At 70.7% G+C, this 23,345-nt stretch carries 27 protein-coding genes; 4 read left to right on the top strand and 23 right to left on the bottom strand.

Annotated features, from left to right (window positions below):
* Positions 1–8: 8 nt before the first annotated feature.
* From C1704_RS07970 to C1704_RS07905, 15 genes are all read right to left on the bottom strand, one after another.
* On the bottom strand, positions 9–794 hold the full coding sequence (locus tag C1704_RS07970) for a DUF2163 domain-containing protein (RefSeq protein WP_104302201.1): 786 nt from the start codon (positions 792–794) through the stop codon (positions 9–11).
* Positions 795–796: 2 nt separating this feature from the next.
* Positions 797–2,440: a hypothetical protein gene (locus tag C1704_RS07965; RefSeq protein ID WP_104302200.1), complete on the bottom strand. Its 1,644-nt coding sequence runs from the start codon at positions 2,438–2,440 to the stop codon at positions 797–799.
* Positions 2,437–3,507, bottom strand: a complete 1,071-nt coding sequence (locus C1704_RS07960) for a hypothetical protein (RefSeq protein ID WP_104302199.1) — start codon at positions 3,505–3,507, stop codon at positions 2,437–2,439. The genes C1704_RS07965 and C1704_RS07960 overlap by 4 nt, the downstream gene beginning before the upstream one ends.
* Before the next feature lie 2 nt (positions 3,508–3,509).
* Positions 3,510–6,209: a phage tail protein gene (locus C1704_RS07955; RefSeq protein ID WP_104302198.1), complete on the bottom strand. Its 2,700-nt coding sequence runs from the start codon at positions 6,207–6,209 to the stop codon at positions 3,510–3,512.
* On the bottom strand, positions 6,209–6,850 hold the full coding sequence (locus tag C1704_RS07950) for a DUF6441 family protein (protein WP_104302197.1): 642 nt from the start codon (positions 6,848–6,850) through the stop codon (positions 6,209–6,211). Before C1704_RS07950 ends, C1704_RS07955 begins: the two co-directional genes overlap by 1 nt.
* Positions 6,847–7,011 (bottom strand): hypothetical protein, encoded by a 165-nt coding sequence (locus C1704_RS17570; protein WP_170064651.1) that lies wholly within the window; start codon positions 7,009–7,011, stop codon positions 6,847–6,849. The genes C1704_RS07950 and C1704_RS17570 overlap by 4 nt, the downstream gene beginning before the upstream one ends.
* Positions 7,011–7,439 carry a DUF6631 family protein gene (locus C1704_RS07945; RefSeq protein WP_104302196.1) on the bottom strand — a complete coding sequence of 143 codons (429 nt, stop codon included), beginning with the start codon at positions 7,437–7,439 and terminating at the stop codon, positions 7,011–7,013. The genes C1704_RS17570 and C1704_RS07945 overlap by 1 nt, the downstream gene beginning before the upstream one ends.
* Before the next feature lie 10 nt (positions 7,440–7,449).
* Complete coding sequence (locus tag C1704_RS07940; RefSeq protein WP_104302195.1) at positions 7,450–8,202, bottom strand: phage tail tube protein; 753 nt, start codon at positions 8,200–8,202, stop codon at positions 7,450–7,452.
* Between the two features lie 2 nt (positions 8,203–8,204).
* Positions 8,205–8,438: a DUF7210 family protein gene (locus C1704_RS07935; RefSeq protein ID WP_336469936.1), complete on the bottom strand. Its 234-nt coding sequence runs from the start codon at positions 8,436–8,438 to the stop codon at positions 8,205–8,207.
* Complete coding sequence (locus C1704_RS07930; RefSeq protein WP_104302193.1) at positions 8,435–8,860, bottom strand: hypothetical protein; 426 nt, start codon at positions 8,858–8,860, stop codon at positions 8,435–8,437. Before C1704_RS07930 ends, C1704_RS07935 begins: the two co-directional genes overlap by 4 nt.
* Positions 8,857–9,141 carry a head-tail joining protein gene (locus tag C1704_RS07925; RefSeq protein WP_104302192.1) on the bottom strand — a complete coding sequence of 95 codons (285 nt, stop codon included), beginning with the start codon at positions 9,139–9,141 and terminating at the stop codon, positions 8,857–8,859. Before C1704_RS07925 ends, C1704_RS07930 begins: the two co-directional genes overlap by 4 nt.
* A gap of 13 nt (positions 9,142–9,154) precedes the next feature.
* Positions 9,155–10,156: a major capsid protein gene (locus C1704_RS07920; RefSeq protein WP_104302191.1), complete on the bottom strand. Its 1,002-nt coding sequence runs from the start codon at positions 10,154–10,156 to the stop codon at positions 9,155–9,157.
* Positions 10,157–10,224: 68 nt separating this feature from the next.
* On the bottom strand, positions 10,225–10,602 hold the full coding sequence (locus tag C1704_RS07915) for a head decoration protein (protein ID WP_104302190.1): 378 nt from the start codon (positions 10,600–10,602) through the stop codon (positions 10,225–10,227).
* Positions 10,603–10,605: 3 nt separating this feature from the next.
* Complete coding sequence (locus tag C1704_RS07910; RefSeq protein WP_104302189.1) at positions 10,606–11,844, bottom strand: S49 family peptidase; 1,239 nt, start codon at positions 11,842–11,844, stop codon at positions 10,606–10,608.
* A 247-nt stretch (positions 11,845–12,091) separates the two neighbouring features.
* The gene (locus tag C1704_RS07905; RefSeq protein WP_062196838.1) at positions 12,092–13,108 is read right to left on the bottom strand and encodes a helix-turn-helix transcriptional regulator; all 1,017 of its coding nucleotides are present in this window, start codon (positions 13,106–13,108) and stop codon (positions 12,092–12,094) included.
* Positions 13,109–13,192: 84 nt separating this feature from the next.
* Here C1704_RS07905 and C1704_RS07900 point away from each other — a divergent pair, with 84 nt between their 5' ends.
* Complete coding sequence (locus C1704_RS07900; RefSeq protein ID WP_062196837.1) at positions 13,193–13,693, top strand: cupin domain-containing protein; 501 nt, start codon at positions 13,193–13,195, stop codon at positions 13,691–13,693.
* A gap of 95 nt (positions 13,694–13,788) precedes the next feature.
* On the opposite strand, the gene C1704_RS07895 is transcribed toward C1704_RS07900, so the two are convergent.
* Genes C1704_RS07895 through C1704_RS07870 form a run of 6 tightly spaced genes read right to left on the bottom strand, consistent with a single transcriptional unit; the run spans position 13,789 to position 18,956 of the window.
* Positions 13,789–15,336 (bottom strand): phage portal protein, encoded by a 1,548-nt coding sequence (locus C1704_RS07895; protein ID WP_245876421.1) that lies wholly within the window; start codon positions 15,334–15,336, stop codon positions 13,789–13,791.
* Positions 15,336–15,557 carry a phage head-tail joining protein gene (locus tag C1704_RS07890; protein WP_104302188.1) on the bottom strand — a complete coding sequence of 74 codons (222 nt, stop codon included), beginning with the start codon at positions 15,555–15,557 and terminating at the stop codon, positions 15,336–15,338. The genes C1704_RS07895 and C1704_RS07890 overlap by 1 nt, the downstream gene beginning before the upstream one ends.
* On the bottom strand, positions 15,557–15,949 hold the full coding sequence (locus tag C1704_RS07885; RefSeq protein ID WP_104302187.1) for a hypothetical protein: 393 nt from the start codon (positions 15,947–15,949) through the stop codon (positions 15,557–15,559). The genes C1704_RS07890 and C1704_RS07885 overlap by 1 nt, the downstream gene beginning before the upstream one ends.
* Positions 15,949–16,440, bottom strand: coding sequence for a hypothetical protein (locus tag C1704_RS07880; protein WP_104302186.1), 492 nt, complete (start codon positions 16,438–16,440; stop codon positions 15,949–15,951). Before C1704_RS07880 ends, C1704_RS07885 begins: the two co-directional genes overlap by 1 nt.
* 12 nt (positions 16,441–16,452) lie before the next feature.
* Complete coding sequence (locus C1704_RS07875) at positions 16,453–18,426, bottom strand: phage terminase large subunit family protein (RefSeq protein ID WP_104302185.1); 1,974 nt, start codon at positions 18,424–18,426, stop codon at positions 16,453–16,455.
* The gene (locus C1704_RS07870; RefSeq protein WP_019562352.1) at positions 18,426–18,956 is read right to left on the bottom strand and encodes a hypothetical protein; all 531 of its coding nucleotides are present in this window, start codon (positions 18,954–18,956) and stop codon (positions 18,426–18,428) included. Before C1704_RS07870 ends, C1704_RS07875 begins: the two co-directional genes overlap by 1 nt.
* Before the next feature lie 120 nt (positions 18,957–19,076).
* Between C1704_RS07870 and C1704_RS07865 the strand changes: the two genes are divergently transcribed.
* From C1704_RS07865 to C1704_RS07855, 3 genes are all read left to right on the top strand, one after another.
* On the top strand, positions 19,077–19,343 hold the full coding sequence (locus C1704_RS07865) for a hypothetical protein (RefSeq protein ID WP_019562354.1): 267 nt from the start codon (positions 19,077–19,079) through the stop codon (positions 19,341–19,343).
* Positions 19,344–19,436: 93 nt separating this feature from the next.
* Positions 19,437–19,682 (top strand): hypothetical protein, encoded by a 246-nt coding sequence (locus tag C1704_RS07860; RefSeq protein WP_019562355.1) that lies wholly within the window; start codon positions 19,437–19,439, stop codon positions 19,680–19,682.
* A gap of 34 nt (positions 19,683–19,716) precedes the next feature.
* Positions 19,717–20,304, top strand: a complete 588-nt coding sequence (locus C1704_RS07855) for a DUF3489 domain-containing protein (RefSeq protein ID WP_104302184.1) — start codon at positions 19,717–19,719, stop codon at positions 20,302–20,304.
* 56 nt (positions 20,305–20,360) lie between these two features.
* Here C1704_RS07855 and C1704_RS07850 read toward each other — a convergent pair whose 3' ends face one another.
* Entirely contained in the window at positions 20,361–21,626 is a 1,266-nt protein-coding gene (locus C1704_RS07850; RefSeq protein WP_104302183.1) for a site-specific DNA-methyltransferase, read from the bottom strand.
* Positions 21,623–23,038 carry a site-specific DNA-methyltransferase gene (locus C1704_RS07845; protein ID WP_419186789.1) on the bottom strand — a complete coding sequence of 472 codons (1,416 nt, stop codon included), beginning with the start codon at positions 23,036–23,038 and terminating at the stop codon, positions 21,623–21,625. The genes C1704_RS07850 and C1704_RS07845 overlap by 4 nt, the downstream gene beginning before the upstream one ends.
* Positions 23,039–23,345 lie beyond the last annotated feature (307 nt).

Here is a 23,345-nt window from a genome sequence, read left to right as displayed (position 1 = left end):
TGCGGGTTTCAGAAGACGCCCGTCGAGAACGGGTTCTTCGACGGGATGAAGGGGAAGCCGCCGTAGTTGGCGAGGTTGTCAAAGCGCGCGGCGCAGGTGGACACGCTGTGATCGCAGCCGGCCACGAGGTCGACGGGCGTCTGCGGCGCAAGCCCCACCGGGTAGAGCAGTTCCACGCCTGCGGTCGATTCGCTCACGATCATGTGGCGCGCGCCTGCCGGCGTCTGCAACCAGCCGCCGGCGAGCATGCCGGCCACCTCGGGCGGCAGGCTCGCCAATTCCACCTGGCGGCCTTCGGAGCGGATCACTTCGGCGCTGGCCGAGATCGGCGTCGCCCCACACGCCGCCGAATACAGCACGTGCGAGCAGGCGCGGCTGTAGAGCCGACGCAGACCAATGCGCTTCAAGCTCACCTGGGCGGACTCGCAGCGGATGCGGGCCGCGTCGTCGGCCACCTCCACCCCGAGCACGCGGCCCATCCAGCGCGTGCCGGAAAGCCACCAGGCATCGCCCCAGGCGTCACGTCGGGCGATACGCAGTCGCACCGCGGTCGCCTCGCCGATGAGGGTCGCCTGCAGCAGATGGCGCACGAGCGCGTGGTCGGGTGGCAGCGTCAATTCCAGCGCCGACTTGGCCGCCTCGGCGCCGAGCGCGAGCGCGCTGCGCTCGAGGGGGCAGCGCTCGTAGCGCTCCCCGCCGATCTCCACGTCGAACTCGTGCGGGGTGAGCCGGAAGCTGCCGCTCGTGCCCTCGAACACGTAGAGCTCGACCTCGAACAGGGGGCTCTCGCTCATGGTCAGGACGGGGTGTACGTGATGAGATCGTTGCCGCGCGGCTCGGGCAGCCGGCGCAGGGTCAGGGGCATCTCGACCAGCTCGGGGGTGTGCCAGTGGAACTCCACCGCGTCGTGGTCGAGCCGGCAGCGCGAAAGACGCACCACGCGGCTGCCGGCCGGGACGGGGGCTTCGAGCCCGGAGCACAGCACCAGCACGCCGCAGGGCCGCCCCAAGGCGTGCTGCGCCCCCTCGGGGGGCAGCGCAGCCGCGCCAGCGGCCAGCGTGGGGGCTTGAATGGCGCCGCCGCCGTCGTGATGGCAGGAGGCGGTGAGCACGTGCTGGCGCTGGCCGTCGGGATGCACGATCAGCGCACCGGCCGGGCGGTGCCAGAAGGCGGCAAGACCGTCACCCTCTACGCGCAGGAAACCATCGTCGGCTGAAGCGGGGGCAGCGATGCGCAGCACCGGCGCCAGACCATCGGGCAGCCAGCAGGCACCGAGCCGCCCCTGGGCGCGGTACAGCCGCGCGCGCCAGCGGGCGATGTCTTCACGCCCGGCAGCCAGAAACCGGCGCTGGAAGCTCGTCGTCGGCCACGGGTCGTCACGGCGGACCCAGGGGTCGGCCGGCGAGACGTCCTGCCGGGTGACCACGCCCTGTGCCGTGACGCTGGGATCGTCGCGCCAGTTGCCATCGGCCCAGACGGGCAGGCCGTCGAGCCAGGGATCGTCGAGCAGCCCTTCGTCCGGCAGCGGCTCGAAGGCGACTTGCGCGGTGACGCGCCCGGCGATGAGGCCCGGCACCCACTGCGTGAACTCGGCCGGCTCCACTGCGAGGCCCTCGACCAGGGGCAGGACGGTCGCGCCCGCGGGGACGGCCCGCGCCAGCGGCTCGGTGAGCCACAGGCGATCCGGCTCCACCTCGGTGAACGCCAGCACCTGCCAGCCGTCCGGGGCCATCAGCAGCGCGAAGCGACGATCCGCAGGCCAGTGCAGGCCGTCTTCCTCCAGGCGCGGTCTGAAGGGTGTATACGCGAAGCCCGCCTCATCCACCGGCGTCACTGTCAACGCCAGCGCGCCCCTGTGCGCCGCCGAGGTCAGCCGCACCGCATGCTGCGGCAGCGGCCACCACGCGAGCCGGCCCAGATGGTCGGCCAGCCACTCGGCCACCAGCGCGTCGCTCGCGCGAGCGTGGCCCACGTGGTAGGTGAGGGATCGCCGCGGCACGCGCCGCAGCCCCTGCCGCGCCTCGTTGCCCGAGGCGAGCCGTGCCACGCCGGTGGCCCATTGCAAGCGCTCGACCAGGGGCTCGGCCCAGTCGTGGCGGAAGGCGAACACCCCGCGCTGGGCCTCGGGCCAGGGCGTCTCGCCGAAGGCCTCCATCGCTTCTGTGACCATCGCCGCCGCGGCGGTATCGCGGCGCAACACCTCGACCCAGAAGGCCGGGGCGTGCAGCGGCGGCGCGTGCTCCGCCAGCGTCTCGGCCCACAGCGTCGAGAGATGGGGGGCCGGCAGCGGCTGGGCCGAGGTCTCGGCCAGCGCCGTGGCGGCCAGCGCCCCGAAGGCCGCGCGCGAGATCGCCTCGGCCCGTTGCTCGACAACGCTCACCCCCGGCGTGGGTTGGCCACCGACCTCGGCCACCACCTCAGGCAAGACCCGATCCGTCATGCCGACTCCAGCCCGAACTCGGCGGCGTTGAAGGCGCCTTCCGTCCACTGGACGTTGCCGTTCGGGTTGCGCTCGAACAGCGCCGTGTGCCAGGCCAGTTGCTCTTGCAGGACGAGGTCGGCGCTCACGGCGGTCTGCGCGCCGCTCGCCACGAGCCCACGCACGCGGCCGGTGCCCGCATCCGTCTTGCGCGCGAGCAGGGTCACCTGCACGCCGTGGATCGCCGGGGTGGTCATCACGGGCAGCGCCTCGACGTCGAACGTCTGGCGCAGTCCCGCCGTGGCCGCGCGCAGCGCCGTCGTCTCATCGCCGTCGCTCACCGCAGCCCAAGCGGGCAGTCCCGCGGGCTCGACCGTCCATTGATTCAGTGTCCCGACACCCTGGGGCTTCAGGGCATCGACCCGCACGTCGCCGAGGAAGGTGTTGTTGATCGTGCCCGAGGTGTCGGCGAGGTAGAGGTCGTCCACATCGACGGTGACCGGGCAGGGTTGGCCCGGCACGCTGCCTGCGAAGGCGGTGAGCAGCGGCCCGCCGCCCTGGGTGGTGTTCTGCGCCGACAGGGTGATCGCGAGCACGCCGTTGAGGCGCAGGTTGAGTGTGCCGTTGCTCGTGCCCTGCACGACCTGCAGTTCGACGTAGTGCCACCCCCGCACGGCCGCCGTCGTGACCGAGGTCGAGATCAACTGGTCCCAGCCGCTCATCCCCGATCCCGTCCGCCGGTAGAGCTTGAGCCGGCCGTCCTCGCCGATGCGCACGAGGTGCGTCACCTGCGCGGTGGTGTCGCGCACGCCGAGCAGCACCGGCTCCTCACCGGTGTTCTCGAACGGCGCCACGCGCAGCGCCGCACCCACGATGAGGCTGGTGCGCCCGGTCTCCAGGTTCTTGACGTAGCCGCCGCCGGTACCTGCCGGCAGGCGCAAGGCATAGGACGAGGGTCGCCGGCCCTGGATGCGCTGCGCCTGCGGCGACAGATACGCCGCCTTGCCGCGCGCGAGCCACGGATCGCCGAAGGGGTCGAGTGCCTGCGGGTCGTAGTGATCGAAACCGTCGATGAAGAGCAAGGCCATGGCTATCCCTGGAGCGCCGCGCGCACCGCGCGCGCGTTGCGCCCGATGATGTTGAGGATCACCCGCTCGCCGGCGGGGGTCTGCAGGTGGTCGTGGGTGACGCCCGGGTCGATGGCGTTGACGATGCGCACGGCCTGGCTGACCGGCGGTGCGGCCGGCTGCACCTGGACCTGGGGCACGAGGCCGCCGGCGGCGAAGGCCAGACGCCGCCCGTCCCACACCGGCGGGGCGTGCAGGCCGTTGAGGGCATCGAGGAAGGCCACGCCGACGCGCCGCACGGCGGCCGCGCGCACCACGTATTCGCCGGCCGACAGCCGCGCCGGGATCGAATCCGAGGTCGCCGTGCCGGGACCCGTGACGAAGCCGCCGGCGGCGAACTTCTCGATCCCGCCCAGCAAGGCCATGACGGCCGCGACCATCGCCGCCATCGCGGCGATGGCCAGCGCCGGCCCGGCGAGGGGGATGGAGGCCTGCGAGGCCGCCGCGCCCGCGCCGGCCTGGGCCGCGTCCATCGACACCTTGGCGGTGGTCTCGGCGGACTTCTGCGCGACCGACTGGGCCGCCGCCGCTTGTTCGATGGCCTGCTCCTGCTGGAGGAAGCCGAGCTTCAGCGCAAGCATCCGCGCCTGCATCGCCACCCATTGCTGGAAGGGCTGGATCACCATCTGCTGCAAGAAGGCGTCGGCCACCTGGCGGAACAGGTTGGACAGCGCCTCGCGGAAGCTTTGCGCGCCGGTGACCATGCCCTGCAGGGCGTTGCCGAAGCCTTCGCCGAGGCGGTTCCACAGCGGCGCGAGCTCGTCGGCGACGAGCCGTGTGCGCTCCAGTTCGTTGCGCCAGGCGGCCACGCGGCCCGCCGCCTCCGGTCCGATCGCCTGCGCGGCCTGCTGCATCGCGGGCAGGAGCCGCTGCATCTCGGCGACCGAGTCGCGCTGCAGGGCGACGATCCGCTGCCGGGCCTGGGCTTCGGTGAGCAGCCCCGCTTGGCTCTGGATCTGGATCGCCTCCTGGGCGTTGCGCAGCCGTTCGGTGACGAGCCGCCACTCCTGTTCCAGCCGGGCGAGGTTGGCCTGCGCGGCCTTCACGTCGATGAGCCGGTCGATCAGCGCCACGCCCGCGGTGTCGTTCTCGGCCGCCAGGCGTGCGCGAAGATCCCGGACGCTGCGCTCGATCGCGGCGCGCCGGTCTTCCGCCGTGTCGGTGCCGGTGAGCTGGGCGAGTTCCTCGCGCGCCTGGGCCAGGGCCTCGGCCAGTTCCCGCTCGGCCCGGGCGGCGGCGCGGGCGTTGGCGACCTCGATGTCGGCGCGGCGGTCGTTGAGGACGATGAGGTCGGCCTCGAGCTTGGCGATCTCCGCTTTGGCTCGCAGGCGGTCCGATTCTGATGCGCGCGGGTTGGTCGCGACGGCTTGGCTAGCTGCGAGTGCCAGCCGGCGACGGGCGATCTCGGCGTCGAGTTCGCGCTGCTCCAGCGCAGTCTTGCGGCCGTGGTAGTCGCGCACCGACAGCAGCCGGTCTTCCAGTGCTTGATCGAGCGCGCGCTGTTGGCGCTCGAGGCCGTCTTTGAGCAGGGCGAACTCGGCGTCCATCTGCGCCTTGCGCAGGGCCGCCAGGGCGCTGGCGGCCTCGCGGGCCTGGCCCGGAGCCGTGAGCCGTTGCAGCAGCGCCGGGTCGGCCTGGATGCGCGGCGCCTGGACCTCGATGGGCTTGGGGTCGAACAGGCTGTCCCGGAACTCGGCCAACTCGTCCAGACGCCGCACGAGGCTGCCCTTGAGTTCGGCGATGATGGCCTTGGCCCCGGCGGTGTTGCCGCGCAGGGCCTCGACCGCCGCCGCGACACCAGCGCCGATCGCCTCGCCGAGTGCGACGAAGGCCTTGCCGACCGTGGCGGCACCCAGCGCCAGGGTCTTGAGCACCAGCACCACGCCGTCCAGGATCGCGCGCAGCGTGCCGCCCTGCTTGGCCGACTCGACCATGCCGCCGGCCATCTCGTTCAGGGCCGGCAGGAAGGCCTCGATCACCCGGTTGGCCAGACTCGTCGCAGCCAGCCGCAGCTTGGCCAGCGAGTCGTTGAACACCTCGGCCTGCGCCGCGGTGTCGCCGCCGATCTGCACGCCGAGCGCTTCCATCTCGCCGGTCAATGCCGCGATGCCTTCGCGTCCCTGGTTCAGGAAGGGGATGAGCTCCGCGCCGCTCTTGCCGAAGAGCTGCACCGCCAGCGCCGACTTCTGCGCCCCGTCGGGCATGGCCTGGAAACGGTCGGCCAGATCGAGCAGCACCGCATCGGTCGCGCGCAGCGTGCCGTCCTGGTTCTTGAACTCCACGCCCAGCGCTTTGAGGCGCCGGGCGGACTCCTCCGAGCCCGTGGCCGCCTCGAACATCGTGGTGGCGAGCTTCTTGAGCCCGGTCTCGAAGGTCTGCGCCGAGACCCCGGACAGTTCCGCCGCCGGCACCAGGGTGGACAGAGCCTCCACCGTGATGCCCACCCGCTGCGAGAGCTTGTTCAGCGCATCGGCCGACTCCAGCGCCGACCTGACCATCGCGGCCAAGCCCGCCGCCGACAAGGCCACGCCGAGCCCGGCCAGCACGCCGTTGACCCGGCGTGCGGCGTCGGCCAGGCCGCCGAGGTTGCGCTGGATCGAGCCGAAGGCCGCGCGTGTCTCGTCGACGGCGCGGATGAGGATCTGGGCTCGCTCGGTTGCCATTAGAGTTTGTCCAATTCACGCCCGATCGCGGCAGCGAGCTTGGGCAAGGCGCCTTGCACGCCTGCCGCGAGATCGAACCGGCGCTTCAGATCCACCTGTCGCACCAGCACGGCGATGGGGATCTCCTGGCCTCGCTGCAGGCGCTTGACGCCGCTGCGCTCGCGCTCGGCGCGCTTGAAGCGGCCAAGCTGCGCGGCGTTCTCGCGGAGGTTCTCGGCCATCAGCAGCACGCGGCCGTCCTTCTCGACGAAGAAGGCGTTGCCCGAGCGCATCAGGCCGTCGATCACGGCCTTGAAACGCTTGGGGCCGATGCGGGTGGGCAGCAGCGGGATCAGCATCCGGCCCGCCACCGTGCCGCCGTGCGTGTGGATGCCGAGCCAGGGGATTCGGCTTCCCACCCACAGCGCGGGCAGCCGCTCGGGCTTCTGGTCGAACACCTTGGCTTGCAGCGAGGCGACGAAGCTCGCGCGCCGCACCTGGAAGGCGCTGCGCATCTGGGCGCGGGCGGCCTCGCGCACCTCGCGGCCGCCCGAGGTCATCCCTTTGGCCACCGCCGCGTGGATCGCCCGCCGACGCTCCGCGCTCCAGGCGGAGAGCCGCCTCGGATCGAGCAGTCCGGAGGTGGCCAGCGTCAGTTTCATGGCCGCACGTCCTCCCACAACTCGCGCTGCAGACGCTCGATGGCCGCCCGGTCGCCCTGGGCCGCCACCGCGTGCAAGGCCAGCCGCAAGGCGTTCTGCCTGCGCTCCAGCCGGCCGTGGGCGGCGAGGAACGCCCACGCCTGCGCGAGCGTGTAGCCCATCACCTCGGCGTGGCGGTGGCCGGCGGCGACGAGCCGGGCGACGGCATCGTCCCAGCCGAGAGGATCGGCGCCAGCCGCTCGCCCGAGCGCGCGATGCTCGGCGTCACCCGCCGCACGAAAAAATCCGCGTTCACCTCGAACACGGCACAGGCCAAGGTGACGGCCTCGTCGAGCGCCAGCCCCTCGATCCAGGCGCGGTCGCGCCGGGTGGCGAGCGCGAGCAGCTCCAGCACCGCATCTCCATGAGTGGCGAGCAGCGCGAGCCAATCCGGCTCGGCCGAGAGATCGGCTGCGATGGGCCGCACCGCGGCCAGCAGGCGCGGCAACTCTCCCAGGCGGATCGGCGTGAGTTCCACTGCGGTGTCCGCCACCGTGACCACCTTGGGCATGGGTGGGAAGGTCTGGAAGTCGGTATTGCTATCGGTCATCGCCATCCCCTTACAAGAGCACCAGGCGGCCGAACTGGCCGAGGTCGCCGGCGGCGGGCTTGAGCGTGTCGGCCAGCACTTGACCCGAAAGCTCGAACTTCAGCAGCTCGTCGGTGATGACCGAGAGCTCCTTGGCCGGATTGATGGCCACGCGGTAGAGATCGATCACCACCTCGCGGTTGCCGTCGGCGGTATTGAGTCCCTCGAAGCGCACCCAGCGCTCGGGCAGCGGCCGAGTGAACATCGCCGTGCTCTGCGCGGCGCCATAGGTGTAATCCACGGTGAAGGGCTCGACATAGGGGCCGCCGGTCGTGGCGTCGAGGATCAGCACCGAGCCGTGCCTGGCGTGCACCTGGACCTGCGTCGCCGGCAGGGGCTTGGGCGGGCTGCTCCCGTCCTGGATCTGCACCGCCGAGACGTTCTGGTGCGCGAGCGGATAGAGGCTGCCCGCGGTGACCGGGTTGGGCAGCGCCTCGCCCGTGACCGTGCCCGGTGCCACCGTGGTCGAGTGGCCGTAGAGGGCGAGCGCGAGGTTGCCGCTGCTGAGTTCCTCCAGCGTGCAGGCGAACTCGCCCTTCTTGGTCTTGATGAGCTGCAGGTCGGTCAGGCGCTGGCCGGACTGCGCCTCCTGGTGTTCCAGCGTCTCCACCGACAGCGACACCTTCAGTTCCGGCACGTTGCCGACGAAGCTGAGGCCGGCCGGATGGCCAGCCGAGTCGCGCGCGCCGATGTAGACGCGGCCTTGTCCAGAGAAGTAAGGCATGGTCAGTCTCCCGTGGGGGTGGGCGTGGATGGGGTCGCGGCGGCGGAACCGTCACGGCGCGAGGGTTTGAGGGACGGGACAGGCGTCGGAGAGTCCGGCGTGACGAGCCGGGCCGCGCCCTGGGCGATCAGCCAGCGCGCGCTGGCCTCGGGCAGGTCCAGCCGCGCGCCCGCGGGCAGGCGCCGACCGGCGTGGGTGTGGGCTTGGAGCAGTTCGATGTGCATTGGATGGGTCATCCCGTGGTCGTGAGGTCGGTCAGCGTGGTGCGGTAGCGGATCTCGTAGCGCGCCGGCAGCGTCACCGTGCCGGCATCGAGGTCGTCGGCGTCCCAGTCGGCGTCGAGCTCGCGCACCGCGAGCGCCAGGCCGCCCAGGTTCGGGTCCGCGAGCACGGCGGCGTGGGCGGCGACGACCAGCCGGTCGGCCGCGTCGAAGGCGTCCGCGCCGCGCGCGAGCGCGACCAGACGCACGGTGAGCGAGCGGTCCGCCAGCCGGTTGGCGTGCGCGGTGAGGGCGTCGCCCTCGACGAAGACGAGCAGTGCCGGGCCGGCCTCGCGGGGCAGCGGTGTCGCCGGCTGGCGCAGCACGGGCGCCGGGGCCAGGGCCGCCGTGAGCCGATCGATCAGAAGGCGCAGCAGGCGCTCGCGCACCGAGTTCATGGCAGCCTCGCAAGCTGGGCCCGGCACTCGCGGCCGTCGCCGAAGGCGCTGACCTCGCGCACGCGGTAGGACTCGCCGGCGATGGTGACCACGTCGCCCGGTGCGAGCGCGAGGCGCGAGGCCGCGTACTCGATCTCGAAGTCGCGCGCCAGCGCCAGGCCGTCGAGCACCGTCTCGTCCGGCGCACGGAACGCGCAGTGCACGGTGGCGGCGCCCACCACGACGGGCGTCAAGAGTCCCGCGCGCTCGGCGGCGTCGTACAGATCCTCCACACGGACCATCGGACAGGCACCGTCAGACGGTGAGCTTGACCAGCACACCCGGCCGGTGGCACATCGGCAGCGGGTTGCTCTGGGTGTGCAGATCGGTGCCGCGGTCGAACTTGCGCGGCTCCTGCTTGGCGTAGAGCGGCTGGCCCAGGGTGTTCACGGTCTCGTTGAAGTCGGCCGGGGCGAAGTAGGTGGCGAAGGTGTCCACCGTCCCCAGCGGGAAGGCGTGGGCCTCGCCCGCGGCGATGAAGCGGCGCGCGTTGCCCTCGGCGTCGGTGGCCTGGCCGCGGTACTCCTCGAAAGTGATGCCGGCGTAGGTGAAGCCGCGCCGCACGTCGTTGATGAGGACTGCGCCCTGCTGCCAGTTCTCGAAGGCCTTCTCGACCTTGGCGTGGCCGGTCAGCGCCGCGAAGAACTCAGGCGAGCACAGGCAATGCACGCCGGTCATGAACTCGCCTTTGAGGTTGTCCTCGATCGCGGCCAGGACCGACAGGCATTTCGCCTTCACGTTGGTGCCGGCGTTGCCGAGGTCGAAGGCAACGACCTGCGGGGTGAGGCCGAACTCGTCGAACAGGTCGTAGATCGTGCTGCCGTCGGCGTCCAGGATCTGGCCCTTGAGCGCGCCCATACGCAGGTGTTCGAGGGTGATCGCGTGCTTGTTGCGCATGGTCTCCAGGTGCCGCGCCAGGACGCCGGCGACGGCCTCCATTTCCGTCTCCGAGCCGAAGGCCCGGATGCCCTGGACCTCCTCGGGCAGCACCACGTCGTCGTGCGGGATGTGCGGGACGACGAAGGAACGCAGCCGGCGCTGGCCGCGTTCGCCCACCGTGCCGGGCGAGCCGGGCGGCCGGGTGGGCAGCAGGTTCAGGCGCCCGGCGTACTCCTCGATGACGACCTGGCGCGTGCGCACGGGCTTGGCCGGAAACAGGTTCAAGGCTTCCAGCCGCCCGTAGCGGTTGGGGATCAGGTTGATGGCGGCGGTCAGGCTCGCCATCGAGAAGCCGGGGGAATCGAAGGGGTTGAGCATCGGGGTCTCCAGAAATGCGAAACCCGCCAGGCGGCGGGTCGCTCGAGTGGGTCGGGATCGGGTGTCGGTCAGGCGCTGTCGCGCACCACGATGCCGCGCGCTTCGAGTTGGGCGATCGCAGCGAGCTGCTGCGCGGTGGTGATCCCCGCGGGCCAGACCAGCGCGTTTCGCGCGACGATGGCGTGGCGGGCGATCAGGATCGCGTCCTCCCGGTCGATCAGCGTCGCATCGACGGCCAGCGCGAGCACGCCCACGGCGACTTCGCTGCCGTCGCCGGCCGCGGGGTCGAGGGCCTTGAGCTTGCTTGTGGCCGTCTCGCGGCCGACCACGGCGCCGAGCGGCAGGTTCTGCCCGGCGGCCACGGTCGCCTGCTCGCGCGAATACAGGTTCGGCGCCTCGTACTTCAGCAGGTCGCCGAGGTTGGGGGCTTGGGTGAGCGTGGGCATGGCTTACTCCGCGGCAAGGGGTTCTCGACGGACGAGCTTCTTGACGGCGGCGACCACGGGCGAAAAGGCCGGATCGGCGCCGGGGGCGGCCCAGTCCTGGGGCGCGTGGGTCGAGCGCACGGCCGACTCCATGCTGTGGGCGGCGCGCGCCTCGATCAGGGCGCGGCGCACCTCGGCTTCGGTGCGGCCGGCGGCGATGAACTCGGCGGCACGCTCGGGGCAGCCGGCGAGCAGACACAGTTCCGCGATCGCTTGCGCGGACTGCGCCACTTCGCGGCGGGCCTCGGCCACCAGGGCGGCGGCTTCATCCACGCCGAGCGTCTCGGACGGGGTGTCGGTCATGGTGGGGGTTCCTCGGAGAACGGTCGCCTTCCCGGTCGGGGCTTGGCGCGGCGGGGAAGACGGACGCCGCGCGGCAGAAAGATGTCGGTCGAACTCGGCGAGCACCGCGGCCAGCGTCGCCACGCCATCGGCCAACCCCGTCTCCACGGCCTGCGGGCCGAAGAAGAGCGCGGCCTCGGTCGCGCGCACCGTGTCCTCGGGCAGGCCACGCATCGCCGCCACGTGCGCGACGAAGAGCGTGTGGAGCCGGTCCACCTCGGCCTGCAGCGCCGCGCGCGCGGCGTCGTGAAGCGGCTCGTGCGGCGAGTAGTCGTTCTTGCGCGCGCCCGCGGTGATCGCCGTGTAGCGGTAGCCGTCCTGGGCGTCCTTGGCCGATTGGTCCACGTGCAGCGCGATCACGCCGATCGAGCCCACGCCGCCGGTCTCGGTGACGTAGAGCCGCTCGGCGGCGCAGCCGATCGCGTAGGCCGCGGAGAAGGCCGCGTCGTTGGCCACCGCCCAGACCGGCTTGAGGCCGGCCGCCTCGCGCACGCGGCGGGCGAGCTCGAAGCAGCCGCCGGTCTCACCGCCGGGTGAGTCGATGTCGAGCACGATGCCGGCCACCAGAGGGTCGGCCAGCGCCGCCTCCAGCCGCGCGCCGATCTCGGCATAGCTCACCAGCCCCGAGGCCGCCTCCAGCCCCAGCGTGCGCTTGACCAGGGTGCCGTGGATCGGCAGGACCGCGATCGAGCTTGACGGAGACGCCGGAGGGTTCGGGGCCCGAGGCAGCGGCGGCGCGAGTGCGACGTCCGGCGCGGCGAGATTCAGGCGGTCGGAGAGCACCGCGAGGATCAGGTCGAGCTTGGCGCGCTGGACGAGCAGGGGCGTCCCGAACAGGCGGGCGGCGAGGTGGGGGAGCATCGGTGTCAGTCCTGAAGTTCGGTGTTTGGCTTGTGGCACCGGCGGCCGCAACCGGATCGGCGGTGTCTCTCTGGTTGTCGTGCCGCGGGGAGTCCAAAACCAGTTGCGAACTCTCGAACGATGTGGCCGATTCGCCGACGTTGTGCGGGCCGGCTGCCGCGCCCACAAGCCTTGCGCGACGCGTCGGTTCGGCCAGCGCGTGGAGGACGCTGGAATGCCCTCTCCGAGCTGCCCGTCGGTCGCTCGTTCAGGAAGGTGCCAGCGTGCGTTCGAGCCGGGCCTGCATGCGGCGCAGGCAGGCCTGCAGTTCGGGCGGCGACTCCACCTCGAAGTCCACGTCCAGGCTGAGCAGCCAAGCGGCCAGCGCCGCCACCCGGTGGGCGCCCGTGACGAGCCGGCAGCGAGCCGGCCCGAGCGCCTCAAGGCGGCCGGCCAACGGGGAGATCTGCTCTTGCGCGGCGTCGACGGGCGAATGCAACACTACCCGCGCCTGCACGCGGTAGACGTCGGTGGAGATGCGGCGTGCGACGAAAGCGGCCAGATCGGCCCGCGTCGGTGGCCGGGCAGAGGCCTTGCCTCGGCTGCCGCCCGTTACGCCGTCCTCGGCGGGAAGGGGGCGCGGGGAAAAGGCGTCCCCCATTGTGCGTACGTCCTCGATGCGGTCGACGCGCAGAGTGCGCCAGTCCGCGCGTCCGCGGTCCCAGGCGACGAGATACCAGCGCGACTCTGCACACACGAGGCCAGCTGGCTCCATCCGACGAACGCTGGAGCGGCCCTGTACGTCGCGGTAGCGCAGCTCGACCACCTGCTGCAGCTCGCTGGCGTCGGCCAGCGCAGCGAGATGGCCCAGGTCGGCGGCCGGTGCTGCGTTCGTCAGTGGCTGCACCGCATCGAAAAGGCTCTTGAGCCGGCGCGCCAGCCGCGCCGGCAAGAGCGTCTCGAGCTTCATCGAAGCCACCAAAGCGGACTCCTCCAAGCCGCGCACGCCGCCCAAGGCAGCGCTTCGCAATGCGAGCGCGAGCGCGAGAGCCTCGTCCTCCTCGAAGGCCAGGGGCGGGAGCTGGGTGCCTGCCTCGAGGTGGTAGCCGCCCTCGGCACCTGGCAGCGCCCGCACCCGGTAGCCGAGTCCGCGCAGTCGCTCTACATCCCGTCGGACGGTGCGCGTCGTGACACCCAACCGCTCGGCCAACTGCGGCCCGCTCCAAGAGCGGCGCTGTTGCAGCAGGCCGAGCAGCCTCAGGAGGCGGGACGAGGCGGGCAGCATGCAGATTTCGAATGAGGACCGAAACTGTCCGCAATCCTAAAGTAGGCTGCAGGCCTTGCTCCACCCAACGCCAGGAGGCCACGCATGGACCGACCCATCCTCAACATCAACGACGCGAGTTACACCGACCTCGCTGACCTCTCCCGTCTCTGGGGCTCCGAGATGCCGGCCGAGCGCTACGGCGGCCGAACCGCGCTGATCGGCCGCGCGCTCGGCGCTCGCCAGCTCGGCTACAACGTCACCGTCATCGCGCCTGGCAAGCGGGCATATCCCTACCACTGCCACACCGTCAACGAGGAGATGTTCTTCGTGATCGAAGGCCAGGGCGTGCTGCGCGTCGGTGGGCAGACGCATCCGATCCGCGCGGGCGACGTGATTGCTTGCCCGGCCGGCGGCTCGGAGACCGCGCACCAGATCGTCAACACCGGCACCGCCGAGCTGAAGGTACTGGCGGTGAGCACTGCGCGCACGCCCGAGGTCTGCCATTACCCCGATTCCGGCAAGTTCGGCGTGCTGGACCCGGAGCACCGCTTCGCCTACATGGGGCGGGTGAAGGACGGTCTGGACTACTGGGACGGCGAGTAGTCCCGGGGTCGTCCGCGCCAGGCAGCCGGGGCTGCAGCGGCGAGGTCCGACGTCGGGCACGGCGTTGCCGCGCCGACTCGTCTGCCCGGAGAGGATCACATCGCTTCACGCATCGCTTCACGTTCGCTTTCGCTCACGTGAGCCTCCGCCGCTAGCGGAGTGACGGTGTCGCTCCGCCTGTCGTGCCGCGGATCCGAGTCGAAGACCAGCCCGAGGTCGTCCGCTCGCGCGTTGTCCGCGGCGATCTCGCGGTCGATGTCCTCGGCGTCGTAGCCGTAGGCCGAGATCGCCTCCGAGCGGCTCATGAGCCCTGCGCGGATCGCGAGCTTGAGCGCGTTGAACTCCTTGAGCGGATCGACCCACTGCCAGCCCTGCGGGATCCACTTGGCGGCCTGGTACGCGCGCCGGCGGCGGGCGTAGCCGGGGAGGCTCAGCGCCCCTTCGAGCACGGCCTGCTCCATCCAGGCCCGCCACACCGGGCGACACAGTTGGTGCACGATCACCCCGTGCTGGATGGCCTCGCAGCGGCGGCGGAATTCCAGCAGGCCCGCGCGGATGCTCGAGTAGTTCACTTGAGTGAGATCGCCGGTGAGCATCTCGTAGGTGATGCCCATGGCCGCGGCCACGGCCCGGAACTGCTGGCGCATGAACTCGCCGTAGCTCGAGCCCACGTCCGCCGGCGCCGAGAACTTGATGTCCTCGCCCGGCTCCAGGATCTGCAGCGTGCCGGGCTCCAGGCCCGCGAGCGCCACCCCCTGGGCATCGGGCAGCCCTTCGCCCATCAGGCTGTCCTCGGGCGCGAGCCGCGTGATGAAGCCGGCGAACATCGCCGCGGTCTTCTTGCGCACCAGTTCCGCGTCGTCGTACTGGTCGAGCTCGTGCAGCTTCACCAGCGCCCGCGCGAGCCATGGCTCGCCGCGGATCTGCCCCGGGCGCAGCGGGCGGAACAGGTGGATGACCTCGGAGGCACCCACGCGCACGGTGTCGAGACCTCCCGCGGAGGCGCCCGTGCCCGACATCGGCGCCAGACTCCCGTCGCCCGGATGCGAGCGGGTCAGGTGGTAGGCCACGCGCCGCCCGAGCCGGTCGAACTCGATGCCCGCGCGGATGACGTGGCCCGAGGGCAGGTCCCGGTTCAAAGTGGTCGGCAGGTGCTCGGGCTCCAGCACCTGCAGCTGCAGACCCACCGGCAGACCGTCCTCGGGACGGCGCCAGCGCAGGCGCACCAGCGCCTCGCCGCCTTCCAGCATCGCGCGGCAGGCGAGCGCCTGCAGGCCGTAGAAGTCGGTGAGTCCTGCGGCGTCGGCCTCCTCCACCCAGTCCCACCACAGCGCGTGGATGGCTTCGCGCACGGCCGCATCAGTCACCATGCTCTGCGGCTTGATGCCGGTGCCGATGGCGTTGGCGACGAAGGCCTCGATGCCGGCGGCCGCCCAGGCGTTGCGCCGGGCGAGATCGCGGCTCTTGGCGCGCAGTTCGTTCTGCGTGAAAGCCAGCGCCGCGACCGCCCCGGGATTGCCGACCTGCCAGGCGACGGCCCTACGGCCGCCGCCCACGCCGTCGTAGGTGGGGCTGGTGCCGAGCAGCCGGCGCTTGAGGGTGCTGAGCCAGCTTGCTGGCGTTTGTGAGGTGCGCCAGCCCATCACGTCCCCTTGGTCGTCGTGATCCGGATCTGCCGCGGCGCGCCGGGCCACAGCCCCGTGGCCACGGCCTGCTCGAAGAGGTCGCGTTTCACCTGGCGAATAGCAGCTTGCAGTTCCTCCACGCTGCGGTACTCGACCGTCTTGTCGCCGAAGCTCACGCGCTTCTCGCCCTTGGCGAGTGCGGCTTGCAGGGCCTCGAGGTCGGCTTGGGTGTAGGCCATCAGCGGTAGACCACGAGGTCGATCTCGGGGGAGTCGGCGAACGACGCCGCGGTGGTCGCGCAGCCCACATCGACGTGCGTCGGCGTCTTCTCGTCGGCGGTCGCGCGCACGATCAGCAGCCGCTGCGTGCCGCTGTTGGTGCTGCTGCGGGCCACGCCCACCCAGGCATAGTTCGCGTCCGGCAGCGGGCTGGCGAAGTGCACGCGGTAGCGCCCTGCGGCCAGCCGGGTGACCGAGGCGACGTTGTGCGCGGCCCGCACGACGATCTGGTTGCCGACATGGCCGAAACACACCCAGGCGCGCGCCAGCCCCGGATGGCTGGCATCGATCTTGGTCTTGACCTCCAGGCCGATGCGGCTGGCCAAGGCGGCGATGCGCGCAGCCAGACTCATCAGAGCAGCGCCCCTTCGAAGATCGCGACGAAGTCGGTGTCGGTGTCGCCCACGTCGGCGGCGGCCACGGCGCCGATGTTGCTGCGCGCCTGGGATTGCTCGGCGGCCGTCAGGGTCTGCGCCGCGTCGAAGCGCACGCGGTGGTTGACCGCGGCAAGCAGCGCGTCCAGACCGCTGGTGCCGTCTTGCAGCAGCTGCTGGATCTCCAGCAGCGTGTCGTAGGCGGCATCGGCCCCGCCCAGGATCTCGGCCTTGAGGGTGTCGAGCAGCGTGACGATCTTGTGCGAGGAGTAGGTGCTGCTCGTGGCGACCTGGGCGTCGTCGATCGCTCCCGAGGCCACCACCGCGGCCTTCAGCTCGTTGATGGCCGCCACCAGGCTCGACTTGTCGGTGGTGGTGAGCTGGGCGAGGTTCCCGGCCTTCGCGCGGACGTCGTTGAACTCCTGCGCGACGCGGAGCACCAGGCTCTCGATACGGGTGGTCAGTGACATAGCGTCTCCTCGTCAGGACAGCCAGCGGCTCTTGATCACGCGCCGGCCGGTGGTTCGGGTGGCAGAAACACCCAGGCCACCTCGATGGGTGGCCTCGGTGATCGATTCAGTAGGTGTTTCAAGGGCTGGCGGACTGGCCAGCCCCAGTTGCCGCTCCAGTTCGCGCCAGTGGCGTTCCTCGAAGCGGTCGAGCCCCGAGGCCGCAGCAGCAGCACGGGCATAGACGTAGCAATCCAGCGCTTCGTTGCGCTCGCGCACCTTCTGCCACTCCCGCACCGGAAAGCCATTCCTGTCGCGGCGGGTGATCAGTTGCTCGGCGCAGAGCTGCTGGAGGAACTCGGCGTCGATCTTGGGCAGGTGGACGAAACCGGCCGGGTAGGTCACCGTCACGCCGTCGTCGGCCACCTCCGCGCTCTGGCGCAGGTGGTTGTAGAACTCGAGTTTGGCGAGCCCCACCGCGACCGCATACACCTTGATGCCCCGGCGCAGCTTCTTGCCCGCCTGCGAGACATCGACCGCCGTCGGTGTGCCGATCAGGGCTGCGCCCCCCATCGAACCCGTCCGCACGCCCTTGACCGCCATCACCCGCGCGTCGCGGCAGGCGCGCACGAAGGCGTAGGCCTCCTGTGTCGCAAAGCCGGTGTCCAGCGCCAAGCGGGCCAGCGGCATGGCCGCGCCCGAGGCATGGGTCCAGGTCTCGGCGAGCATCCCGCCCAGCGCCTTCCACACCGCATCCCGTGCGGTGTCGCCCATCAGCACCCGGTGCTCGATGAGCCAGGCCTCCTTGCCACGCCCGAAGGCCCAGACCGAGACCTCGATGCGGTCCTTCTGCACGTCGGCGCCGGCGGTGAGCAAGAGCCCGCCGGCGGGAATGGTGCCGATGGCATAGTCCTCGCGGCGCTCCAGCAGGCGTTGCCAGTCGGGCGCTTCGCCCTCCTCGACCCAGGTCTCGCCGAGCTCGGTGTTCTTGAAAGTCTTGATGGCAGCGGCCGATCCCGACTCTTTACTGACGGCGGCTTCCCACGCAGCGGCGATCTCGCACCAGGCGCGCCAGCCCAGCGGGCTGTACAGCGACGACAGATGAAACCCCGCCGTCTTGCCCGAGCCTTCCGCCGTCGCGCGCCACTCGCCGTGCTCCAGCATCCAGGTCTTGTGGTGCTCGGCGATCGCCGTCTCGCATGATTCGCAGACGTAGGCCGCCGTCTCGGGCCGGCCCTTCTCCCAACGCAGTTGCTCGAAGCGCAGCCACTGCCGGTGCGAGCAATGCGGGCAGGGCACGAAGTAGCGGCGCTGGTCGCTGGCCTCGTACTCACGCTCGATGGCCGAGGCGCCCGCGATCGTCGGCGTCGAGACGATGAAGATCTTGCGCCGCGCAAAGGTGCGCGTGCGCGCCTCAGCGAGCGAGATCGCATCGCCCTCCCCCTCGACATCGAGCGGGTAGGCGTCCACCTCGTCGAGAAAGAGATAGCGCACCGGCATCGAGCGCAGGCCCACCGCGCTGTTCGCGCCGGTCATCACCAGCACGCCGCCACGAAACTCCTTGGCGAGGATGGTGTTGCCCGAGTCGCGCGAGCGCGCCGGGGCGATCAGTTCGGAGAGCACCGGCGACTCCTCGATCAGCGGGTCGATGCGCTGCTTGGAGTTGCGCTTGGCCATCTCCACGGTGGGCCACACCGCCATCATCGGCCCCGGCGCGTGGTGGATCACGTAGCCGATCCAGTTCGAGCCGGTCTCGGTCGCGCCCACCTGCGCGCCCTTCATGAACACCACGCGCTCGATGGGCGAGGTCGGCGACAGGCAGTCCATGATCGCCTTCAGATACGGCGTGCGGCTGGTGCGCCAGCGCCCCGGCTCGCTCGAGGCCTTGCTCGACAGCACCCGGTGACGGTCGGCCCATTCGGAGACGGTGAGCAGCGGGTCCGGCGTGAGGCCCTCGCGCCAAGCGCGCTCGATGACGTCCCAGCCCTCATAGGCGAACTCGTCCATCAATCGACCCGAACCTTGAGTTCCCCGAGCTCGGCGAGGTGCTCGCGCACGGCGGCATCCAGGGCCACGTGCAGGGTGTGAGCCTCCACGCCGAGCCGGGCCGCCATCTGCGCCGAGATCCGCGCCGGCCAGTTGAGCCAAGCGTCGCGCTCCGTACGGGCGAGCTTGAACACATGCGCGATGGCCTGGTGGCGATCGACCAGTTCGCCCTTGAGGCGGGCCAGCCGCACCTTGTTGGTCTGCGCCTTGACCACTTCGTTGACCGTGCGCGCCTGCACGAGCGTGGTGCCGCCTGCGGGCAGGCCGGTGGCGAGGTTGGGGGCCGGATCCTCCGCCACCCGCACCTTCACGGTCCGGGAGCCCGTTCCCGCCTTCGGCGGCTCGGAGTTCCGGGTCCAGTCGCGGTCGGCCCGGTCTGGGTCGATGGTGCCGTCCGCCTCGGGCGTGATGCGCCCGGTGCGGATGGCCTTGTGCACGGCGGTGTCCGATACCCCACGGTGGCGGGCGTAGGCGCGAATCGAGATGCCCATGGCCCTCTTCGATCAAGTCATCGTCAGTTCTTGGCCAACACCCGCAGAAAACGCTTGGCTTCACGGGCGAACAGCGCGTTCATCACGTCACCCCGAACCACCCGATCGAAAGGACGCCCGATGAACCCCCACATCCCCGACCTTCTCGCCACCAAGCTCGCCGAGGCCGCCCTGACCGTGCTGGTGCGCACTTGCCGCAAGGAGGTGGCCGCCGCCAGCCGCGACGAGCTCGAAGCCGCCTGCGCCGCGATGCGCGCCAAGGCCCGGCCGGTCATCGACCGCTTGTTTGACGACGCAAGGGCTGCGCCCTGGGTCGGCGAGATGGCCTTCCACGCCGCCGCGCTCGAACTGGCGCAGGCCGGCATCTCGGTGTTGCGCAAGGTCTGACGAGCAATGCGAAGCCAAGCAAGAACGCTTGGCTTCTCACGCGAACAGCGCGTTCATCACCTCACCCAATCACCACGCACCAAGGAGCAGACCATGACCCTGCGCATCCGCCAACCCCAGGTCACCGACACCAACGGAAACGCCCTCGGCACCCGCCTGATCCGAATCGAGTTCGACGAGCAAGGCCCAGCGACCGTGATGCACGACGGCCAGCGTTACGACTTCACCGGCAAGACCGGCACCCACCTCAAAACCGGCTTGGCGGTGCGCGAGATGGCCACCGCGCGCGATGCGCGCCTGTGGATCAGCCTCGATGGCGAGCACCTGTGGGAAGACTGACTCGCGCCGATCCATCCCTATCCAGGAGCAGACCATGAGCACCATCACCCTGACCCCCGCCCAGCACGCGATCCTGGCCCATGCGCTCGAGCACAGCGACGGCCGAATCGACTGGTTCCCCGAGCACATCCAAGGCGGTGCCCGCCGCAAGGTGCTCGATGGCCTGGCCAACCGCGCCCTGATCGCCCGCCAGGGCGAGGTCTGGGTCGTCGCCGACGCAGGCTACGAGGCCCTGGGCGTGCCGCGCCCGGGTGCCCGCACCGCCCAGCGCCAGTCCTTCGTCACCAAGCTCGATGCGGTGATCGCCCAGGCTGAGCAGGCGCAGACGGCACCCGACGAGGCCGACCTGGAGGCCGCCGTCACCGCCGCCGAAGCCACCTGGGCGCAGGATGCGCATCGCAGCGCCGAGCCCCGCCGCCCCCGCGCCGACAGCAAGCAGGCGCAGGTGATCGCGATGCTGCAGCGTCCCGAAGGCGCCACCCTCCGCCAGATCATGGACAGCACCGGCTGGCAAGCGCACACGGTGCGCGGCACCTTGGCCGGGGCGCTGAAGAAGAAACTGGGCCTGACGATCGTCTCCGAGAGATCCCCGGGCGGCGAGCGCGTCTACCGGCTTGCCTGAGTCGCGATGGGGCAGCACATCCCGCGCGGGCTGCCCAATCTGACCGGGTTCGTGATTCACTGCGCGATCGCCGACGAGTCGCTCGCCGCCTGATCGAAGGCCAGGCCATCCGCCTCGCGGGTGGCTTGCTGGCCCGTCCAGTCCTGCCAGCGCCGCACGATCACGTCCGCATACTTCGGGTCGAGCTCGATCAGCCGCGCCACGCGCCCGGCCTTCTCGGCCGCGATCAGTGTCGTTCCGGAACCGCCGAAGGGGTCGAGCACCACGTCGCCCGGGCGGCTGGAGTTGCGGATGGCCCGCTCGACCAGATCCACCGGCTTCATGGTCGGGTGCAGATCGTTCTTCGCTGGCTTCTTGATCTGCCAGACGTCGCCCTGGTCGCGGTCGCCGCACCAGTGGCGCGTCGCGCCTTCGGGCCAGCCGTAGAGGATCGGCTCGTACTGGCGCTGGTAGTCCGAGCGGCCCAGCGTGAAGGTGTTCTTGGCCCAGATGATGAAGGTCGACCAGTGCCCGCCGGCGGCGCGGAAGGCCGCTTGCAGCGTGTCCAGTTCGCTGGAGGACATGGCGACGTAGATCGCGCCTCGGGTGTGCGCCATGATCAGCGCCAGCGCGTCGTAGAGGAAATCGTAGAAGCCTTCGCCCAGCGCATCGTTGAGGATGGGGCGGTGTTTGCCGCGCAGCTTGTCCTTCGCGCTGTTGGCGTAGTTCACGTTGTAGGGCGGATCGGTGAAGACCATGTCCGCCCGCTCGCCGTCCGGAAACAGGCGCGCGTAGGCCTCGGCGGTGGTCGCGTCCCCGCAGACCAGGCGGTGCGGCCCGAGCCGCCAGACGTCGCCCGGCCGAGACACCGGCTCTTCCGGCATCTCCGGGATGGCATCGTCCTCCGTCCGGCCCTCGATCTGTGGTTCCTCATCGGCCAGCAGTTCTGCCAGTGCATCGGCGTCGAATCCGGTGAGATCGAGATCGAAGCCATCGTCCTGCAGCGCCTCCAGTTCGATGCGCAGCAGGGCATCGTCCCAGGTCGCGAGTTCCGCGAGCCGGTTGTCCGCGAGCACCAGGGCGCGGCGCTGGGTCGGCGTGAGGTGATCGAGCACGACCACCGGCACGGTGGGCAGGCCCAGCTTGCGCGCGGCGGCAAGCCGCCCATGGCCCGCGACCAGCACACCGTCGGCGCCGGTGAGAATGGGATTGACGAAGCCGAACTCCGCGATGGAGGCCGCGATCTGGGCGATCTGCTCGTCCGAGTGCTGGCGGGCGTTGCGCACGTAGGGCAGCAGCTTGTCGATCGGCCAGTGCTCGATGCGATCGGCCAGCCAGCTCATGCAGTGACCTCCGCCGTCTCGCCCAGCCGCTCGGCGGCGACTTCGGCGAAGGTCCGACCGCTGCCCTCCAGCACCGGCACCGTGCCCGGGTGGTGCTGCAGCCAGCGGCGCAGCGCGACGTCCACGTACTGGGGAGCGAGTTCGATGGCGCGTACCGGGCGGCCGGTGAGTTGGCCGGCCAGCAGCGTGGTGCCCGAGCCCGCGAACGGCTCGAAGACGATCTCGCCCGCGTCGGTGTAGGCCTCGATGAAGAACTTCGGCAGGCCCAGCGGGAACACCGCCGGATGATCGATGCCTTCACCGATGCGGCCGCGCTGGCGCGTCACCTCGACGACAGAGTCTGGGATGCGGAACGCCTGCGTCGGCTGGCCGGCGTGGTTCCAGGCGCCGACCTTGCCATCCTTGCCGCGCATCGCGGTGGAGGATCCGTCGGCGCGCAGGTGCGTCTCGTGCCCGGCCCACGTGCAGGGCACGGTCTTGTTAGGCTTGCGCGAGCGTCGGTTGAAGTGAAAGACGAACTCGTGGCGGGGCGCCAGCCGCCCGGCCCAGTCGCCGGGCACGGTCACCGACTGGTCCCAGACGTACCAGCCGAAGCGCCGCCAGCCTTGGCTGCGCATCCACTCGATCCAGCCGTCCCAGTACGGCTGCCACTCGTTGTCGCGATGGACGAGGCCGAGGTTGACCAGCATCTGGCCGTCCTCGCGCATGGCCGTTTGAGCAGCGCCGAACACGCTTTGCATCAGTGCGTCCCAGTCCGAGATGCCGCCGGTGGTGTAGTCGCGCTGGTTGGCATACGGCGGGCTGGTGAAGAGCAGGTGCGCCCGCTCGCCATCGAGGAGGCGCGCGACGGCGGCCGCGTCGCGGCTGTCGGCGCAGAGCAGCCGATGTTTGCCCAGCAGCCACAAGTCGCCGGGGCGCGTGACCGCCACCGTGGGCGGTGTGACGTCGTCCTCGTCCGGGTCACGGGCCAAAGCGCTCGTGTCCTCTTCGTCGGACGGTTCGGTCTCCTCGATGGCGTCGAGCAGGCCTTCGATCTCGGAGGCCGAGAAGCCGGTCAGGTCCAGATCGAAGCCGGCGTCGGCCAGTTCGGCGAACTCCAGCGCCAACATCGCCTCGTCCCAGCCGGCATCGAGCGCGAGCCGGTTGTCGGCGATCACGTAGGCGCGCTTCTGCGCAGGCGTCAGGTGCGCAAGCTCGATCACCGGCACCTCGGCGAGCCCCAGCTTGCGCGCGGCCAGCAGCCGGCCGTGACCGGCGATCACGCCGTGGTCGCCGTCGACCAGGATCGGGTTGGTCCAGCCGAACTCGGCGATGCTGGCGGCGATGCGCGCGATCTGCTCGTCGCTGTGCGTGCGCGGATTGCGGGCGTAGGGGATCAGCGTCTCGACCTTGCGGTACGTGACGGCAAGCATGTCCAGAATCGGTGCCTCGGAAACGAAGAAGCCCGCCGACGGTGGACCGTGGGCGGGCTGGGGGTGTCGGGGAGAAGGTCTCGGGCTGGAGGGCTGCAAACCGCAAACCCTGCAAACCTCGGTTTGCATCCTGACGGTGGCGAAGCGCCGCGCTCGCGCCCCCCGCATCGCGATTTCGGCAGGAAGGACCCGTTGATGCTTGGGCGGCTTCGTCGGGCGTCACCGCTGTCCAGAAGTTAGCGGAAATACTACCCCCGGACCGGCGAATCTGTTGCAGCGGCCAAAGCCGCATCACGCCGCAGACGCA

Source organism: Caldimonas caldifontis (assembly GCF_002930615.1).
In the GTDB taxonomy this organism is placed as follows: Bacteria; Pseudomonadota; Gammaproteobacteria; order Burkholderiales; family Burkholderiaceae_C; genus Caldimonas; species Caldimonas caldifontis.
This window is presented reverse-complemented; position numbering and strand designations above follow the sequence as displayed.

What these genes read in the sequence shown, in the direction of transcription:
- C1704_RS07860 (WP_019562355.1), top strand. Translation starts at nt 19,437, where the DNA reads ATGACCCTGCGCATCCGCCAACCCCAGGTCACCGACACCAACGGAAAC.
- C1704_RS07910 (WP_104302189.1), bottom strand. Translation starts at nt 11,844, where the DNA reads ATGCTCCCCCACCTCGCCGCCCGCCTGTTCGGGACGCCCCTGCTCGTC.
- C1704_RS07845 (WP_419186789.1), bottom strand. Translation starts at nt 23,038, where the DNA reads ATGCTTGCCGTCACGTACCGCAAGGTCGAGACGCTGATCCCCTACGCC.
- C1704_RS07950 (WP_104302197.1), bottom strand. Translation starts at nt 6,850, where the DNA reads ATGAAACTGACGCTGGCCACCTCCGGACTGCTCGATCCGAGGCGGCTC.
- C1704_RS07970 (WP_104302201.1), bottom strand. Translation starts at nt 794, where the DNA reads ATGAGCGAGAGCCCCCTGTTCGAGGTCGAGCTCTACGTGTTCGAGGGC.
- C1704_RS07905 (WP_062196838.1), bottom strand. Translation starts at nt 13,108, where the DNA reads ATGCTGCCCGCCTCGTCCCGCCTCCTGAGGCTGCTCGGCCTGCTGCAA.
- C1704_RS07890 (WP_104302188.1), bottom strand. Translation starts at nt 15,557, where the DNA reads ATGGCCTACACCCAAGCCGACCTCGAGGCCCTGCAAGCCGCACTCGCC.
- C1704_RS07875 (WP_104302185.1), bottom strand. Translation starts at nt 18,426, where the DNA reads ATGGACGAGTTCGCCTATGAGGGCTGGGACGTCATCGAGCGCGCTTGG.
- C1704_RS07940 (WP_104302195.1), bottom strand. Translation starts at nt 8,202, where the DNA reads ATGCCTTACTTCTCTGGACAAGGCCGCGTCTACATCGGCGCGCGCGAC.
- C1704_RS07945 (WP_104302196.1), bottom strand. Translation starts at nt 7,439, where the DNA reads ATGACCGATAGCAATACCGACTTCCAGACCTTCCCACCCATGCCCAAG.
- C1704_RS07885 (WP_104302187.1), bottom strand. Translation starts at nt 15,949, where the DNA reads ATGAGTCTGGCTGCGCGCATCGCCGCCTTGGCCAGCCGCATCGGCCTG.
- C1704_RS07920 (WP_104302191.1), bottom strand. Translation starts at nt 10,156, where the DNA reads ATGCTCAACCCCTTCGATTCCCCCGGCTTCTCGATGGCGAGCCTGACC.
- C1704_RS17570 (WP_170064651.1), bottom strand. Translation starts at nt 7,011, where the DNA reads ATGGGCTACACGCTCGCGCAGGCGTGGGCGTTCCTCGCCGCCCACGGC.
- C1704_RS07915 (WP_104302190.1), bottom strand. Translation starts at nt 10,602, where the DNA reads ATGCCCACGCTCACCCAAGCCCCCAACCTCGGCGACCTGCTGAAGTAC.
- C1704_RS07870 (WP_019562352.1), bottom strand. Translation starts at nt 18,956, where the DNA reads ATGGGCATCTCGATTCGCGCCTACGCCCGCCACCGTGGGGTATCGGAC.
- C1704_RS07895 (WP_245876421.1), bottom strand. Translation starts at nt 15,336, where the DNA reads ATGGGCTGGCGCACCTCACAAACGCCAGCAAGCTGGCTCAGCACCCTC.
- C1704_RS07855 (WP_104302184.1), top strand. Translation starts at nt 19,717, where the DNA reads ATGAGCACCATCACCCTGACCCCCGCCCAGCACGCGATCCTGGCCCAT.
- C1704_RS07850 (WP_104302183.1), bottom strand. Translation starts at nt 21,626, where the DNA reads ATGAGCTGGCTGGCCGATCGCATCGAGCACTGGCCGATCGACAAGCTG.
- C1704_RS07925 (WP_104302192.1), bottom strand. Translation starts at nt 9,141, where the DNA reads ATGGTCCGTGTGGAGGATCTGTACGACGCCGCCGAGCGCGCGGGACTC.
- C1704_RS07900 (WP_062196837.1), top strand. Translation starts at nt 13,193, where the DNA reads ATGGACCGACCCATCCTCAACATCAACGACGCGAGTTACACCGACCTC.
- C1704_RS07880 (WP_104302186.1), bottom strand. Translation starts at nt 16,440, where the DNA reads ATGTCACTGACCACCCGTATCGAGAGCCTGGTGCTCCGCGTCGCGCAG.
- C1704_RS07965 (WP_104302200.1), bottom strand. Translation starts at nt 2,440, where the DNA reads ATGACGGATCGGGTCTTGCCTGAGGTGGTGGCCGAGGTCGGTGGCCAA.
- C1704_RS07865 (WP_019562354.1), top strand. Translation starts at nt 19,077, where the DNA reads ATGAACCCCCACATCCCCGACCTTCTCGCCACCAAGCTCGCCGAGGCC.
- C1704_RS07955 (WP_104302198.1), bottom strand. Translation starts at nt 6,209, where the DNA reads ATGGCAACCGAGCGAGCCCAGATCCTCATCCGCGCCGTCGACGAGACA.
- C1704_RS07930 (WP_104302193.1), bottom strand. Translation starts at nt 8,860, where the DNA reads ATGAACTCGGTGCGCGAGCGCCTGCTGCGCCTTCTGATCGATCGGCTC.
- C1704_RS07935 (WP_336469936.1), bottom strand. Translation starts at nt 8,438, where the DNA reads ATGACCCATCCAATGCACATCGAACTGCTCCAAGCCCACACCCACGCC.
- C1704_RS07960 (WP_104302199.1), bottom strand. Translation starts at nt 3,507, where the DNA reads ATGGCCTTGCTCTTCATCGACGGTTTCGATCACTACGACCCGCAGGCA.